Below are 15,654 nucleotides of genomic sequence, written 5' to 3'. Positions count from 1 at the left end.
GCTTACATTTTTTCCGGGGCGGAAACGCCCAGGATGTTCAGACCATTGGCCAGCACCTGGCGGGCGGCACACGCCAGCGTCAGCTTGGCATTGCGCTCGGCCTCGTCAGCCACCAGCACCTGCGTGCCGTGATACCACGTGTGGAAGGCGTGCGCCAATTCACGCAGGTACTGCGCGATCAGGTGCGGTTCCAGCGCGATGCCGGCCGCTTCCACCACTTCCGGGAAGCGCGACATTTCCACCATCAGCCACAGCGAAGGTTCGTCGTTCAGCGTCGACAGGCCGGCAAGACCCTCGGCCGGGGTGTACGACAGCCCCTTCTCCTGTGCCTGGCGCAGCAGGCTGCACACGCGGGCGTGCGCATACTGCACGTAGAACACCGGGTTGTCATTGCTTTGCTGGCGGGCCAGGTCGATATCGAAGGTCAGCTGCGAATCGGGCTTGCGCGCAATCAGGAACCAGCGGGTGGCATCGCGGCCGGCTTCCTCGATCAGGTCGCGAAGAGTCAGGTAGCTGCCGGCCCGCTTGGACAGCTTCACTTCCTCGCCGCCGCGCATCACCGTCACCATCTGGTGCAGCACGTACTCCGGCCAGCCCTTGGGAATGCCCACGTCCAGCGCCTGCAGGCCGGCGCGCACGCGCGCCAGCGAACCGTGGTGGTCCGCGCCCAGCTCGGTGATGGCGCGCTCATACCCGCGCTGCCACTTGCTCAGGTGATAGGCCACGTCCGGCAGGAAGTAGGTGTAGGTGCCGTCGGACTTGCGCATCACGCGGTCCTTGTCGTCACCGAAATCGGTGGAGCGCAGCCACAGCGCGCCGCCTTCCTCGTAGGTATGGCCAGCGGCCTTGAGCTGGGCCACGGTCTCTTCGACCTTGCCGTCCTTGTACAGCGAGCTCTCCAGGAAGTAGATGTCGAAATCCACCCCGAACGCGGCCAGGTCCTGGTTCTGCTCGTTGCGCAGGTAAGCCACGGCAAAGCGGCGGATCGCGTCCAGGTTGTCCGGGTCGCGCTCGCCCACCACCGCATGGCCTTCCAGCTCCACGGTGGCGCCGGCCAGGTAGGCCTTGGCCACGTCTTCGATGTAATCGCCGCGGTAGCCGCCCTCCGGCCAGCCGGCGTCGTCGGGCTTGATGCCCTTGGCGCGTGCCTGGGTGGACAGTGCCAGGTTCTCGATCTGCACGCCGGCGTCGTTGTAGTAGAACTCGCGCTTGGCGTTCCAGCCGTTCACATCCAGCAGGCGGGCCAGGCAGTCGCCGATGGCCGCTGCGCGGCCGTGGCCCACGTGCAACGGACCGGTCGGGTTGGCCGACACGTATTCCACACCCACCGTGCGGCCGTTGCCGCTCAGGTTGTGGCCGTAATCAGCCCCTTCCTTGAGCACGCTGACCGCTTCGCGCTGGTAGGCGCTGGGGGCGAGGTGGAAATTGATGAAGCCCGGGCCGGCGATCTCAACGCGCAGCACATCGTCGCTCTTGGGCAGCGCATCCAGCAGGGCCTGGGCCAGGGCGCGCGGGTTGCTGCGCGCCGGCTTGGCCAGCAGCATGGCGGCATTGGTGGCGAAATCACCGTGTTCACGGGTCTTCGGGCGTTCCACCACGAATTCCGGGGTCAGGGTATCGGCCGGCAGAGTGCCGTTGGCGCGCAAGGCTTCGATGCCTTGGCTGATCAGGGCGCGGAGGAGATTTTTCACAGGGCCTGCTTTGAGACTGGAGCGGCGGAATCGGTAATTTTAGCCCAGAAGCCGCCCCGATCCATTGAACCGGGGCACAGCGGGGGCGGGAAGGCGGGCGTGGGGTGGGGCGGGAGGCCTTGGGGGGAGGGGGGCAATGAGCTGACCGGGCCGTTCAGGTGCGGGCGAACGGGTCGCGCTTGAGCCAGCCCCGTTCGGCCATGGACACCGGCGGGCCGTCGCCCACCACCACATGGTCTACCAGCCGGACCCCGACCAGCCCCAGGGCTTCAAAGAGTTGGTAGGTGATCTCCCGGTCGGAGGCCGACGGCTCGGCCCGGCCGGACGGGTGGTTGTGGCTGACAATGACCGCTGCCGCGTTGTGCAGCAACGCCCGCCTCACCACCTCCCGCGGGTACACGGTCGCCGTGTCGATGGTGCCGGTGAACAGCTCTTCATACGCCAAGGTGCGGTTGCGCGTGTCCATGAACAGCACGGCGAACACCTCCTGGGGTCGCGCTCGCAACCGCAGCTTGAAGTAGCGCCCGGCCGAGCCGGGATCGCAGATGCTGTCGCCGCGCTCCAGGTCGGCCAGCAGATGGCGGCTGGCCAACTCCAAGGCGGCGACCAGCTTGCAGGCACGCGCGGGGCCGAGAGCAGGCAGCTTCCTCAGCCTGATGGCATCCATGTCCATGAGCCTGCGCAGCGGGCCATGGTTTTCGAGCAGGCGACGGGCACTCTGCACCGCATCCAGCCCATTGCAGCCGCTGCCGATGAACAGGGCCAGCAGTTCAGAGTCAGAGAGGGCTTCGGGGCCCAGCTTGACCAGCTTCTCCCGCGGACGATCGTGCTCGGGCCAATGTTTGATTGCCATTCGGCCAGTGTCGGCGTTCGGGCAAGCGGAGGGCATAGGAAACTGCCGCGTGACTTGGTGGGGAAGCACCATTGCCATGCCTTCCATTTTCGTCGCAGATCATTCAGCGTGATCGCGTTCCCTTTGGCGTTGCACGTCTTTGTGCGATTGAATCAACGTCCATGCTGCGAAGCCGAAACCTGCGATAGAGATTACTACCGTGGCGGCGATGAGTGCTGTTGTCATGGGACACGCTCCGGATGGTCCATTTGGATTTTCGAGATGCGAGTGAACAAGGAATAGCTGATCGCGAGCGAAACCAGTGCGATGACAGCGACGCAGTACATGATTGCCTGCTGATTAATGGCGTCGCCCCCGATCAGGGTTGAGCAGAAAAGAACGCCATGAATTGCAATAAAGAAGGCGGATACGGTGTTCTGGGTTGTCTTCCATGCCCTGTCAGCACTGACAAGATGCTCAATCTCGTTGATGTTGGAGATATGAAGAACCAGCCCGAATGCAATGAAATCCTGGGGCGCGAAGGGTTCGAGGCTGCCTTCTTTGGTCACGAGCCACACGAGTAGCCTGGAGCAGATCGGTATCAGGCCGACGAGCACTGTATATGCAAGCCATTTGGTCTTCGCTGATTGCATCTGCAGCCCCTTGCATCAATTCTTTGCTGAATCCGTATGGCGCGAATTCTATGGTCGGGTGACACCTCAAGTTGAAGAGCTCGTCCCAGTTTCGGAAGAATCTATGGATCAAAGTTGCAGGCTGTCGGGACCGGCATCGTTTCGCGGGTAGTCAACGACAAGGCACGAAGCAGCCTGCTGTTTGAGCAGAGCTTCGGCTGCGACCAAACCTTCCCGCACGCTGGAAGGATCAGGCTGGCATCTTGAAATAGCGGGAAGTCATTCCCCCCACCGCTTGCGCTACGACCTCGATGCCAGGCTGCTGCTCCGGCGACATCGGCATGACGATCTCCTCTCGGCAGATCAGGTCATCTCCATCTAGATGCGAATAGCTGATACGCAGGCTGTCCCAGGTCACGATGTCCGGCTTCACCGTCACCACCCCGCTGCGGCTGATCCAGTCCTTGGTCTTCGACAGGCGCAGCGTGCGTAGCGCGTCGGTGTAATCGGCGTACAGCAGGTTTACCGGAATGGCCGGGTGGCCGCCGCTGGCCAGGTGTTCGAACAATGCTTTGTTGTAGGCGCAGAACCAGGCAGGGCGCTGCCATGCATCAGGGTGGTTCATCTCCTGGCGCGCGCGGTCCCATGAAGCGGCCTGCGCGGCACCCACCGGCTTCGCCTGCGTCCTGGGCGGCTTGCTCGTGCGGCCGCTGGTGGCCAGTGCTGCCACCTGCGCCTCCACCTCCGTACCTTTGAACCGGCGCACATCCGCTTTCAGAAGTTTGCCGTGTCCCGCGAGGGCTTCTGCCACCACCGCCGCCACGTCAACATTGCCGGCGTTCAACGCCAGCGTGAGCGGCGTGCGGCCGCGATCGTTGGCAGCGGCCGGATCCAGGCCCCATTCGATCAACAGGCGGGCAACGGCCACCGGGTCGCCCATCCGGTGCCATGTGGTGGAGATGCCACCGCGGCTGGCTTTCAGTCCGTCCACATCGCCCGCCGCATACATCAGCGCGTTGGAACCGGAGGGATTGACCACGTGCACGTTGGCACCGCGCTCCGCGAGGAACCGCAGCAGCGGCACACTGCCAAGGTACGCGCCGATCAACAGCGGTGTATACATCTGCCGGTGGTCCATGGCTTCCATGCTGGCGCCGGCCTGCAGCAGCGCGTCGATGGCCTCGAAGATGTAACCCATCTCCGCCGGATCTGCATCCGCATCAAACGCCGAGTTCCACACTTCGCCGCGCATGTCGCGCAGGCCAAGCACAGTGCAGATCGGCGAATCCTTGGTCAGGCGAGGGTTCGCTCCGGCGGCGAGGAGCCGGCGCAGTTTCTCCACCGCCCACGCGGCCGGGCTGAAGATGAAGTCCCGGCAGGTGGTCGAGAGGGGTGTGGCGCCACGTCCGGCTGCCTTGTTGGGATCCGCACCCTTGGCCAGCAGCAGGGAGATCAGCGCCAGGTGCGCCTCGATGCGCCCGACAATCGTGGCCTCGTCCGGACCGTCATGGTGAAGCAGGCTGCTGTTGCACACCCAATACAGGGCGCGCTCGTTATGGCCCAACCGGATGCGGTCGGGATGCACGCCGGCGCGAACGCGTCGTTCGATCTCTGCGAACGCGTCCTCGCAGGTAAGGGGGGTGTCCAATACAACAGGGGAAGACGAGGTGGCCACAGGCAGTTCACGATCCTTGATCTACTGCATTCAATGCTAACAACCGCAACGCGCGATGCACTGGACAAGTTGTCAACTTGCCTGGACGGCTATGCCAGTGTGGCGCGATAGATTCCGAACACGGTCAGCGCAATCAGAGCCCAGGTGATCAGGCCGGCAGCAGCACAGGCATTCTCCGAACGCTCCTTATTCGGCGCCAGCACGCTCAGGACCATATAGCCGGTGCCCAATATGACGGTATGGAACAGCAGGTCAACGAACATCCAGGCAATGAACCTGCCAATGCCGCCGAGCAGGCTTCCTGCAATTTCTTCAACAGGCATCGTGATTTTCCCTTGTCACGCTTCAGAGCTGACCTGCCGGAGTAATTCCCCGTCCGCCGGTAGGTCGCAAGCGCAGGATGTTCGCATACCGCAAGGGCAGGCCGCCCCACGAGAGGCACCCGCCAGGCCTTCATGACCAAAAACCCACTCCTTATGCCCCTGGGGCATCAGCCCCGCACACCCCATCGGGTAAGCTAATCGCCTCGGTTCGACAGGAAATTCGCAGGTGGCTGACTCCCCCCAGGCTTCCCCGGCGCAGGCGCGCCCGCTGGCAGGCCAGAAGCTGTTGTTGTGCGTGGGTGGCGGCATTGCGGCCTACAAGTCGCTGGAACTGGTGCGCCGCCTGCGCGACGCCGGGGCCCAGGTGCAGGTCGCCATGACCGCCGGGGCCCAGCAGTTCGTTACCCCGCTGAGCTTCCAGGCCCTGTCCGGCCAGCCGACCCGCACCACCCTGTGGGACAGCGCGGCCGAACAGGCCATGGGCCATATCGAGCTGGCCCGCTGGGCCGACCGAATCATCGTCGCCCCGGCCACGGCCGATCTGCTGGCCCGGCTGGCCAACGGCCATGCCGATGACCTGGTCACCACCCTGTGCCTGGCCACCACCGCGCCGCTCACCGTGTGCCCGGCGATGAACCACCGCATGTGGCTCCACCCGGCCACCCAGGCCAACATCAGCCTGCTGCGCGAACGCGGTGCGCAGGTGGTCGGCCCGGAAGACGGCCCGCTGGCCGAGGGCGAATCCGGTCCCGGCCGGTTGACCGAACCACATGCCATCGTGGCCGCGCTGGCCGCCCTGCAGGGCCCCGCCGATGCGCCCGAATCCCCCCAGGAGCTGAAAGGCCTGCGCGTAGTGATCAGTGCCGGCCCCACCTATGAAGACCTGGACCCGGTGCGCTACGTGGGCAACCGCAGCAGCGGCAAGATGGGCTACGCGCTGGCCGCCGCTGCCGTGCGCCAGGGCGCGCAGGTGGTGCTGGTCAGCGGCCCGGTGCACCTGGCCACCCCGGCCGGGGTGCAGCGGGTGGACGTGCGCTCGGCCGCGCAGATGCGCAGCGCCGTGCTGGATGCGCTGCCGGCCGACATCTATATAGGCGCCGCCGCCGTCTCCGATTACACCCCCCGCCAGGTGGCCCCGCAGAAGCTGAAGAAAACCGCCGGCACCCAGACCCTCACGCTGGAGCTGGTGCGCACCCAGGACATCCTGGCCGAGGTGGCCCAGCAGACCAACGCGCTCAAGCTGGTGGTCGGCTTTGCCGCCGAAACCCACGATGTGGAGAAGTACGCGCGCGGCAAGCTGGTCGACAAGCGGCTGGATCTGGTGATCGCCAATCAGGTGGGCATCACAAACGGCGGCTTCGAAAGCGATGAGAATGCAGCCACCGCCTATTGGCAGGGCGGGGAGCAGGTGTTCCCCGGTACCACCAAGGCGCTGCTGGCCGAACAACTGTTGTCCCTGATTGCCCAGAGGTTGCACGCATGACCCAAGCCCCGTCCCTGCACGCGCTGCAGGTGAAGCTGCTCGATCCCCGCTTCGGTGATACCTGGCCGCTGCCGGCCTACGCCACCGAAGCCAGCGCCGGCATGGACCTGCGCGCCGCGCTGGAAACCGAGCTCACCCTGCAGCCGGGGGATACGGCGCTGATTCCCAGCGGCATCGCCATCCACATTGAAGATCCGAACCTGTGCGCGGTAGTGCTGCCGCGCTCCGGGCTGGGCCATCGCCACGGCATCGTGCTGGGCAACGGCACCGGCCTGATCGACGCCGATTACCAGGGCCCGCTGCTGATCAGCGCCTGGAACCGCGGCCGCGAAGCCTTCACGCTGCAACCCGGTGACCGTATTGCACAGTTGGTTGTGCTGCCGATTGCACGCGTCGGCCTGCAGGTAGTGGATACTTTCACCGACAGCGCCAGGGGAACGGGTGGATTCGGCCATACCGGGGTGCGCTGACAGGGGGAACATCAATGAGCAAGGCAACGGCGGAAGGACAGCCGCGATTGACAAGCAAACGTAACGGGCTGTTGCTGGTGGGGTTGCTGACCCTGCTGGCGCTGTGGTTTGCCTGGAGCGGGGTGCGGCAATGGCGGCAGGCCTCGGTAGGGCAGGCGCTGGAACAGTCCCGCGACCAGATCGTGCAGGGCGTGGACGCCGCACTCAAAGGGCAGAGCAGCCAGCTGGGCACCCTGGTGAAAAGCGAACGGGTCAGTACCGCGCTGGCCGCCGGCGATGCCGATGCCACCGCACTGGCCGTGCGTGAAGGCTGGCCGGGCACCGAAGACGTGCAGGTGCTCACCGCCGACCTGGACCAGGCCTATGCCGACCCCAAGGCCTTCGGGTATGCCCGCCTGGGCCTGCTGGAATCGGCCATCGCCGGCGATACCGTGGTGGCGCGCGTGGTGCGCGACGCCGGTGGCCAGCGCCTGGGCCTTGCCGTGCCGGTGCAGCTGGGCACCACGGGGCCGGCCGTGATCTACGTACGCCAGCCGTTGCTGCGCCTGACCGGCACCTTTGACCAGGTGCGCGTGCCGTCCGCTGGCTACCTGGCGCTGCGCCAGGGCACCCACAACATCATTGAGCAGGGCGACACCGCCCTGTCGCAGGGCGCCGAAGGCCTGGCCCGTCCGATCGGCAAGACCGGCCTGCGCCTGGCGGCCGCCGTGCCTGACATCGAACCGGGTCCGCTGGGCCTGGGCGCGATTCCGTCCATCATCGTCGCGCTGTTGCTGCTGGCCATCGCCGGCATGCTGCAGTTCGGCAAGGGCCGCGTGCCCCTGCCGCGCCGCCGCGCCGCCGCCAGCGAGGCCGACCATGGCCCGACCCTGCGCGAAAGCCTGGTACAGGAGCCGCTGCTGGAGCCGGCCCCGGGCGCCGGTTCGGGCGTGGCACCGCCGCCGCTGCCCACCGGCCCGGGCCATGAGGTGCCGGAAGGCATCTTCCGCGCCTATGACATCCGCGGCGTGATCGGTCGCGAGCTCACCCCGCAGGTGGCGGTGCTGATCGGCCAGGCCATCGGCTCGGTGCTGCAGGTGCAGGGGCTGCGCGACATCGTGGTGGGCCGCGATGGCCGCCTGTCCGGCCCGGAACTGAGCGCCAGCCTGATCGAAGGCCTGCGCCGCGCCGGCTGCGATGTCACCGACATCGGCCTGGCGCCCACCCCGGTGGTGTACTTCGCCAGCTACCACCTGCGTGCCGGCAGCTGCGTTGCCGTCACCGGCAGCCACAACCCGCCGGACTACAACGGCTTCAAGATCGTGGTCGGCGGCGAGACCCTCTCCGGCGATGCCATCACCGAGCTGTACCAGCGCATCCGCGATGGCCAGCTGCACGTGGCAGCCGAACCGGGCAGCCTGCAGCAGCGCGACGTCAACGCCGATTACATCCAGCGCATTGCCGATGACGTGCAGCTGGACCGCCCGATCAAGGTGGTGGCCGATGCCGGCAACGGCGTTGCCGGCGAACTGGCCCAGCCGCTGCTGGAAGCCATTGGCGCCGAAGTCATTCCGCTGTACTGCGATGTGGATGGCACCTTCCCCAACCACCACCCCGACCCGAGCGACCCGGACAACCTGGAAGACCTCATCCAGACCGTGAAGCGCTTCGATGCGGATATCGGCCTGGCCTTCGATGGCGATGGCGACCGTTTGGGCGTGGTCACCCGCGAAGGCAAGATCATCTACGCCGATCGCCTGCTGATGCTGTTCGCGGCCGATGTACTGCAGCGCAATCCCGGCGCGCTGGTGATCTACGACGTGAAGTGCAGCGGCAAGCTGTCCGATTACGTGCTGCGCAACGGCGGCAGCCCGATGATGTGGAAGACCGGGCATTCGCTGATCAAGGCCAAGATGCGCGAAACCGATGCCGAGCTGGCCGGTGAAATGAGCGGCCACTTCTTCTTCAAGGAGCGCTGGTTCGGCTTCGATGATGGGTTGTATGCCGCCTCGCGCCTGCTGGAAATCCTGGCCCAGCGCGAAGAAACCCCGTCCGAAGTGCTCGACGAGCTGCCCGACAGCGTGTCCACCCCGGAGCTGAAGGTGCCGGTGGAATCGGGTACTCCGCACGCGCTGGTGTCGATGTTCGTGTCGGCCGCGCAGGTGGAGGATTCGCCGTTCGCCGGCGCGCGCCTGTCCACCATCGATGGCCTGCGGGCGGACTTCCCGGACGGCTGGGGCCTGCTGCGCGCCTCCAACACCACCCCGGTGCTGGTGCTGCGTTTCGAAGGCAACGACGAGGCCGCGCTGGAGCGCATCAAGACCCTGTTCCGCGAGCAGCTGCAGCCGCTGCTGCCGGGCGTCGAACTGGGGTTCTGAAAGGAGTACCGACCAACGGTCGGTACCTACCGGGTGATGCCCGACCTGTGGTCGGCCATCACCCTTTGAACCGCAAACCCACGCCGGGCTCGGTGAACAGGTAGCGCGAGTCCAGCGCCGAATCACCCAGCTTGTGGCGCAGCTTGCCCACCAGGATGCGCAGATAGTGCGTGTCGTGCTGGTGGGTCGGCCCCCAGATCTCGGCCAGGATCTGCGGCTGGGTCACTACCCGGCCGGCGTTGCGCAGCAGCAGCGAAAGCAACGCGTACTCCTTGCGGGTCAACGCCACGGGTGCGTCGTCCAGGTGCACTTCGCGGCGCACCAGGTCGATATGCAGGTGGCCATCATCGAAATGCGGCAACACCCCATCGGCCGATACCGTGCGCGTGCGCAGCAGCGCACGCACCCGCGCCATCAACTCCTGGGTGCCGAACGGCTTGGTCACGTAGTCGTTGGCGCCGTTGTCCAGCGCCAGCACCTTCTCGGTTTCGCTGGCGCGCACGGTGAGCATGATCACCGGTACCTGGCTCCACTGGCGCATCTCGGCCAGCACCTGGTGGCCTTCCATGTCCGGCAGGCCGATGTCCAGGATGACCAGGTCGGCGCCTTCGCCCACCAGCAGTTCCAGTCCCGCCTGCCCGGTCGCGGCCTGCAGCACCCGGTAACCCTGCGCGCGCAGGCTGATGTCGAGGAAGCGGCGGATCTGCGCTTCATCGTCTATCACCAGCACGCGCGCCGGTGGCACGCCATGGGAGGGGTCAGGAATCGTCGGGGTCATCGGCAGGGTGGGGTTGCAGCAGGGGGAGCGTGATGCGGATCAGGGTACCGCGTCCGTCGCGGCCCGGCAGCGCCTGCACGCTGCCGCCGTGCGCGCCGACCATGCCCTGGGTGATGGTCAGGCCCAGCCCGGTGCCATGCCGGCCGCGGTCGCCGCGCTCCACGCTGTAGAACATGTCGAAGATGCGCGCGCGTTCGTCATCGGGAATGCCGGGGCCGGCGTCGAGCACATCGATGCGCAGCTCGCCGTCCACCAGCCGCGCCTGTACTTCCACCGCCGCGCCGGGCGGGGAGAATTTCGCTGCATTCTCCATCACGTTGAACACCGCCTGTTCCACCAGCGCCGGGTGCACCCAGATCGGCCCCAGCGTGCTGGGAATATCCAGCTGCAGGCGTACGTCGGGCTGGTAGCGCTGCAGGCGGCGCGCGGCCGAGCCGACCAGCTCGTCCACGCCGATCCAGTCGCGGTTGATCTTCAGTCCTTCGTGGCCCAGCCGGGTCATGTCCAGCAGGTTCTGGATGTAGCGGTCCAGCCGCTCACCTTCCACCAGGATGGTATCCAGCAGTGCGCGGCGGTCGCTGGCATCCATCGCCTCGGCATAATTGGACAGGCTGTCGGCCGAGCCGATCATCGCCGCCAGCGGCGAACGCAGGTCGTGCGAGACCGACGACAGCAGTGCCGACCGCAGCCGCTCGGTTTCGTTGCTCACGTGCGCCTTTTCCAGGTCGGCCACCAGCCGCGTGCGCAGCGCGGCCTGCGCGATGTCATCCACCATCGCTTCGGCCAGCTGGCGCTGTTCCGGGGTCAAGCGCGGCGCACTGCGCGGGAAGCGCATGCCGGCCACGCCGATGGCGCGCTCGTCGCCATCCAGCAGGGGCAGGAACCACCACTCCGCGCCGGCCAGCGTGTCGGTGAAGCGGCCGCTGGGCTGGCCGTGGCGGTGCGCCCAGTCGGCCGCGGCTAGATCGGTGTCGCCGGGCGCAGCACTGCCGCTGGTGCTGGTGTCGGCACCAATGCGCAACCAGGCGGGCGCATCCAGTGCCTGCTCCAGCGCCTCGCGCCCGGCCTGCGCCACCGCTTCGTTGTTGGGGGCACGGGTCAGCTGGCCCCCCAGCACCTGGCGCGCGTTCGCATGCCGGTTGGCCGCCCGCAGCGCCACCACCTGCATGCGCAGGCGCGAGGCCAACCGCCCGGCCACCAGCGCCGCCACCAGGAACAGGAACACGGTGATCACGCCCTGGCGCGCGCTGATCGCGAAGGTGAAGCGCGGGGCGATGAAGAAGAAGTTGTAGGCCAGGAAACACAGTGCCGCGGCCATCACCGCCGCACTGGTGCGGCTGCGCGCGGCCACCACCACCACCGCCACGATGAACACCATCGACAGGTCGTACAGCCCCACCCAGCGTTCGGCTACCAGCGCCACCAGGCAGGCCAGCGCGGTGGCCACCAGCGCCAGCACGGTGTCGCGGCCGGTGCTCAGCGTGGGCATCGACAACCCATGGCGGCGCGCACGCGCGCGCGCCTGCGGGGTGCCGATGATGGTGATTTCAAAGTGCGCGCCGCGCTGGATCAACTGCTGGGTCAGCGTGCGGTTGAGCATGCGTGCGAACGGCCGTTCGCGGGTGCGGCCCAGCACCAGGGTGGACACGCTGTTGTGCGCGGCGTGGTCGAGCAGCGCATCGGCAATGCTGGGCCCATGCAGCAGCTCGGCCTCGCCGCCCAGCCGCCGCGCCAGTGCGAAGGCCGCGTCGATCTCGCGGCGGGTGCTGTCGTCTTCGCGGCGGCGCTGCACGGTCACTACGGTCCAGGGCGCATCGCGGCGCTCGGCAATGCGCCGGCCCACGCGCACCAGGTACTCGCTCTGGCCGCCGCCATCGATCGCCACCAGCACCCGCCGGCGCAGCGGCAGGTTGCCTTCCCCGCGCGCGGCGCGGGTTTCACGCAGGCTGTTGTCGACCCGGTCGGCCGCCTCCTGCATCGCCAGCTCGCGCAGCGCGGTCAGGTTGGCGGGCGAGAAGAACGCCTGCAGCGCCTGCGCGGCTTGTTCGGGCACGTACACCTTGCCCTGCTGCAGGCGCTCGATCAGTTCGCGCGGCGGCAGGTCCACCAGCACGATATCGTGCAGGCGGTCCAGCACCGCATCGGGCACGGTCTCGCTGACCCGCACCCCGGTGATGCGCATCACCACATCGTTGAGGCTTTCCAGGTGCTGGATGTTGAGCGTGGTCCAGACGTCGATGCCGGCGTCCAGCAGCTCCATCACATCCTGCCAGCGCCGCTCGTGGCGGCTGCCCGGCACGTTGCGGTGGGCCAGCTCATCCACCAGCACCAGGGCCGGGCGGCGGGCCAGCACTGCATCCAGGTCCATTTCCTGCAGCGCATGCTGCTGGTACTCACGCTGCAGCAGCGGCACCTGCGGCAGGCCCTCCAGCAGCGCCGAGGTCTCGGCGCGGCCGTGGGTTTCCACCAGCCCCACCACCACGTCCACGCCGCGGCGCAGCTGCTCGTGCGCGCGGCCGAGCATGCTGTAGGTCTTGCCCACGCCGGGGGCGGCGCCCAGGAATACGGTGAGCTTGCCGCCGGCCTCGCGCTGCAGGCTCTCCACCAGTGCGTCGGCCTGTCGGGTGCGGGAGTCGGTCATGGGGGCAGAGTGTGCGCCGTTCGGTGGCAAGGCGACATCATCGCGTAGTCGTCTCCGTCGCACCGGGTGCCGCCTGGGTGTTCTTCAACCCGTCCAAGGCAAGGTTCAACGTCATCACGTTCACCCGGGGCTGCCCGAACACGCCCCACTGCGGGCCCTGCGTATGCGCCTGCACCAGCGCCTGCACCTGTTCCACGCTGAGGCCGCGGTTGCCCGCCACGCGCTTGACCTGCACCGCAGCGGCGGCCGGCGACAGCTCCGGGTCCATGCCCGCGCCCGACTGGGTGACCAGGTCGCTCGGCACGTCGTCCACGGCGATGCCTTCGCGCGCTGCCACGGTCCGGGTCGCCTCGGCGACGCGTTCCTGCAGGGCAGGGTTGCTGCGCGCCAGGTTGCTGCCGGCGGCGGCCATCGGGTCGTAGTTGGCCGCCGACGGGCGCGTCTGGAAGTAGCCGTCGCCCACGAACGGCTGGGCCACCAGGCGCGAGCCGCGCACCTGGTGGTTGTCCAGCAGCAGGCTGCCTTCGGCCTGCACGGGGAACAACGCGGCACTGAGGCCGGTGGTGGCCACGGCATACGCCAGGCCGAGCAGCAGCAGGCTGGCCACGCCCAGGCCGATGGCCGGGCGCAGCGCACCGGTGTGCTGCAATGACACCGGAGTGGCGGCGCGCGCACGCGCCGGGCGGGAAAGCGAAGCAGCAGCGGAGCGGTTCATGCGCCAAATACCGAGAAGAGGAGGAGGTCGATCAGCTTGATGGCCGCGAACGGCAGCAGCACGCCGCCCAGCCCGTACACCAGCATGTTCCGGCGCAGCAGCGCGGTGGCCGTGGCCGGGCGGAAGCGCACGCCGCGCAGGGCGAGCGGAATCAGGGCCGGAATCACCAGGGCGTTGAAGATTAGCGCCGCCAGCACCGCATTGCGCGGGCTGGACAGGTGCATCACGTTCAACGTGGCCATGGCCGGCAGGGTGGCGGCGAACAGCGCCGGCAGGATCGCGAAGTACTTGGAGACGTCGTTGGCCAGCGAGAACGTGGTCAGCGCACCGCGCGTGATCAGCTGCTGCTTGCCCACTTCCACCACCGCCAGCAGCTTGGTCGGGTCCGAATCCAGGTCCACCATGTTGCCGGCTTCCTTGGCCGCCTGCGTGCCCGAGTTCATCGCCAGGCCGATGTCGGCCTGGGCCAGTGCGGGGGCGTCGTTGGTGCCATCGCCCACCATCGCCACCAGCCGCCCACCGGCCTGTTCGGCGCGGATGCGGGCCAGCTTGTCTTCCGGGCGCGCTTCGGCGATGTAATCGTCCACGCCGGCTTCGGCCGCAATCGCCGCGGCGGTAAGCGGGTTGTCGCCGGTGATCATCACCGTGCGGATACCCATCGCGCGCAGCTGCGCGAACTTCTCGCGCATGCCGTGCTTGACCACGTCACTCAGCTCGATCACGCCCAGCACGTGGCGGCCTTCGCACACCACCAGCGGGGTGGCGCCGTTGCGTGCCACCTGTTCCACCCGCCCGGCCAGCTCGGCCGGCACGGTGCCGCCCAGCTCGCGGACATATGCAGTGATCGCATCGGCCGCGCCCTTGCGGATGCGCCGGCCACCGTCCAGGTCCACGCCGGACATGCGGGTCTGCGCGCTGAAAGCGAGATAGTCGGCGCGGTCGGGCTCAGCGGTGGTGCAGCCCTGCTCGCGTGCCAGCCGCACCACCGACTTGCCTTCCGGGGTCGGGTCGGCCAGCGACGACAGCAGCGCCGCTTCGCGCAGCTGCGTCGCTTCAATGCCGGCCAGCGCATGGAAGTGGGTCGCCTGGCGGTCGCCGTGGGTGATGGTGCCGGTCTTGTCCAGCAGCAGCACGTCCACGTCGCCGGCCACTTCCACTGCCTTGCCCGATTTGGCCAGGATGTTGGCCGCCAGCGCACGGTTCATGCCGGCGATGCCGATGGCCGGCAGCAACCCGCCGATGGTGGTCGGAATCAGGCACACCAGCAGCGCGATCAGCAGCAGCGGGTCGACCTTGACCCCGACGAAGGCGCCGATGGCGGGCAGGGTTGCCACCACCACCAGGAAGGTCAGCGTCATCGCGGCCAGCAGCAGGGTCAACGCCACTTCGTTCGGCGTCTTCTGCCGGTTGGCGCCTTCCACCAGCGCGATCATCCGGTCCAGGAAGCTGTGGCCCGGCTCGGCGGTGATCTTCACGATGATCTGGTCCGACAGCACCTTTGTGCCGCCGATCACGCCGCTGCGGTCGGTACCCGCCTCGCGCAGCACCGGTGCCGATTCACCGGTCACCGCCGCTTCGTTGATGGTCGCAAGGCCCTGCACGATCTCGCCATCGGCCGGCACCAGCTCGCCGGCACTGACGATCACGTGGTCGCCCGGGCGCAGCTCGGCGGCCGGCACCTGGGTTTCGCTGGCCCCGGCATGGGCGGCGGCCAGCCGGCGCGCGCTCAGGTCCTGGCGGGCACGCCGCAGCGAGGCGGCCTGGCCGCGGCCGCGCGCTTCGGCCACCGCTTCGGCGAAGTTGCCGAACAGCACGGTCAACAGCAGGATCGCGGTCACCACCAGGCCGAAGCCGAGCGGCGCGTTGCCGGTCAGCGTGACCAGCAGGCTCACCAGCGTGCCCACCATCACCACCGCCATCACCGGGCTGTGCACCAGGTGGCGCGGCGACAGTTTGATCACCGCATCGCGTAATGCCCGGCGCAGGCCCGCTGCATCGAGCAGGCGCGGGCGGCGGGAAGGAGCTGCATTCAAGGGATAGGTACTCATGGTTTCACG

At 67.6% G+C, this 15,654-nt stretch carries 12 protein-coding genes; 3 read left to right on the top strand and 9 right to left on the bottom strand.

Annotated elements, in window-relative coordinates:
- Positions 1–2: 2 nt before the first annotated feature.
- The 5 genes from argS to QE395_RS16780 form a co-directional block, all read right to left on the bottom strand.
- On the bottom strand, positions 3–1,691 hold the full coding sequence (gene argS / locus QE395_RS16800; RefSeq protein WP_068848682.1) for an arginine--tRNA ligase: 1,689 nt from the start codon (positions 1,689–1,691) through the stop codon (positions 3–5).
- A 154-nt stretch (positions 1,692–1,845) separates the two neighbouring features.
- Entirely contained in the window at positions 1,846–2,544 is a 699-nt protein-coding gene (gene radC / locus QE395_RS16795; protein WP_095362609.1) for a DNA repair protein RadC, read from the bottom strand.
- Between the two features lie 221 nt (positions 2,545–2,765).
- Entirely contained in the window at positions 2,766–3,176 is a 411-nt protein-coding gene (locus tag QE395_RS16790) for a hypothetical protein (RefSeq protein WP_095362610.1), read from the bottom strand.
- Positions 3,177–3,405: 229 nt separating this feature from the next.
- Complete coding sequence (locus QE395_RS16785; RefSeq protein WP_306989980.1) at positions 3,406–4,830, bottom strand: hypothetical protein; 1,425 nt, start codon at positions 4,828–4,830, stop codon at positions 3,406–3,408.
- 89 nt (positions 4,831–4,919) lie between these two features.
- Positions 4,920–5,153, bottom strand: a complete 234-nt coding sequence (locus QE395_RS16780) for a hypothetical protein (RefSeq protein ID WP_217538841.1) — start codon at positions 5,151–5,153, stop codon at positions 4,920–4,922.
- A gap of 226 nt (positions 5,154–5,379) precedes the next feature.
- On the opposite strand from QE395_RS16780, the gene coaBC reads away from it, so the two are divergent.
- Genes coaBC through QE395_RS16765 form a run of 3 tightly spaced genes read left to right on the top strand, consistent with a single transcriptional unit; the run spans position 5,380 to position 9,463 of the window.
- A complete protein-coding gene (gene coaBC / locus QE395_RS16775) occupies positions 5,380–6,636 on the top strand; it encodes a bifunctional phosphopantothenoylcysteine decarboxylase/phosphopantothenate--cysteine ligase CoaBC (protein WP_068848698.1) in 1,257 nt (418 codons plus the stop codon).
- Positions 6,633–7,106 carry a dUTP diphosphatase gene (gene dut / locus QE395_RS16770; protein WP_093532951.1) on the top strand — a complete coding sequence of 158 codons (474 nt, stop codon included), beginning with the start codon at positions 6,633–6,635 and terminating at the stop codon, positions 7,104–7,106. Before coaBC ends, dut begins: the two co-directional genes overlap by 4 nt.
- Positions 7,107–7,120: 14 nt before the next feature.
- The gene (locus QE395_RS16765; RefSeq protein WP_306989979.1) at positions 7,121–9,463 is read left to right on the top strand and encodes a phosphomannomutase/phosphoglucomutase; all 2,343 of its coding nucleotides are present in this window, start codon (positions 7,121–7,123) and stop codon (positions 9,461–9,463) included.
- A gap of 58 nt (positions 9,464–9,521) precedes the next feature.
- On the opposite strand, the gene QE395_RS16760 is transcribed toward QE395_RS16765, so the two are convergent.
- The 4 genes from QE395_RS16760 to kdpB are packed head-to-tail and all read right to left on the bottom strand — an operon-like array spanning position 9,522 to position 15,645.
- Positions 9,522–10,241, bottom strand: coding sequence for a response regulator transcription factor (locus QE395_RS16760; RefSeq protein WP_249833615.1), 720 nt, complete (start codon positions 10,239–10,241; stop codon positions 9,522–9,524).
- Positions 10,222–12,882: a sensor histidine kinase KdpD gene (locus tag QE395_RS16755; protein WP_306989978.1), complete on the bottom strand. Its 2,661-nt coding sequence runs from the start codon at positions 12,880–12,882 to the stop codon at positions 10,222–10,224. The genes QE395_RS16760 and QE395_RS16755 overlap by 20 nt, the downstream gene beginning before the upstream one ends.
- 37 nt (positions 12,883–12,919) lie before the next feature.
- On the bottom strand, positions 12,920–13,597 hold the full coding sequence (gene kdpC, locus QE395_RS16750; protein WP_249833616.1) for a potassium-transporting ATPase subunit KdpC: 678 nt from the start codon (positions 13,595–13,597) through the stop codon (positions 12,920–12,922).
- Positions 13,594–15,645, bottom strand: a complete 2,052-nt coding sequence (kdpB, locus tag QE395_RS16745) for a potassium-transporting ATPase subunit KdpB (protein ID WP_068848709.1) — start codon at positions 15,643–15,645, stop codon at positions 13,594–13,596. Before kdpB ends, kdpC begins: the two co-directional genes overlap by 4 nt.
- Positions 15,646–15,654 lie beyond the last annotated feature (9 nt).

It is taken from the genome of Stenotrophomonas sp. SORGH_AS_0282 (assembly GCF_030818125.1).
Taxonomy (GTDB): Bacteria; Pseudomonadota; Gammaproteobacteria; order Xanthomonadales; family Xanthomonadaceae; genus Stenotrophomonas; species Stenotrophomonas rhizophila_A.
This window is presented reverse-complemented; position numbering and strand designations above follow the sequence as displayed.

What these genes read in the sequence shown, in the direction of transcription:
- kdpC (WP_249833616.1), bottom strand. Translation starts at nt 13,597, where the DNA reads ATGAACCGCTCCGCTGCTGCTTCGCTTTCCCGCCCGGCGCGTGCGCGC.
- radC (WP_095362609.1), bottom strand. Translation starts at nt 2,544, where the DNA reads ATGGCAATCAAACATTGGCCCGAGCACGATCGTCCGCGGGAGAAGCTG.
- QE395_RS16790 (WP_095362610.1), bottom strand. Translation starts at nt 3,176, where the DNA reads ATGCAATCAGCGAAGACCAAATGGCTTGCATATACAGTGCTCGTCGGC.
- QE395_RS16765 (WP_306989979.1), top strand. Translation starts at nt 7,121, where the DNA reads ATGAGCAAGGCAACGGCGGAAGGACAGCCGCGATTGACAAGCAAACGT.
- kdpB (WP_068848709.1), bottom strand. Translation starts at nt 15,645, where the DNA reads ATGAGTACCTATCCCTTGAATGCAGCTCCTTCCCGCCGCCCGCGCCTG.
- QE395_RS16780 (WP_217538841.1), bottom strand. Translation starts at nt 5,153, where the DNA reads ATGCCTGTTGAAGAAATTGCAGGAAGCCTGCTCGGCGGCATTGGCAGG.
- dut (WP_093532951.1), top strand. Translation starts at nt 6,633, where the DNA reads ATGACCCAAGCCCCGTCCCTGCACGCGCTGCAGGTGAAGCTGCTCGAT.
- QE395_RS16760 (WP_249833615.1), bottom strand. Translation starts at nt 10,241, where the DNA reads ATGACCCCGACGATTCCTGACCCCTCCCATGGCGTGCCACCGGCGCGC.
- QE395_RS16755 (WP_306989978.1), bottom strand. Translation starts at nt 12,882, where the DNA reads ATGACCGACTCCCGCACCCGACAGGCCGACGCACTGGTGGAGAGCCTG.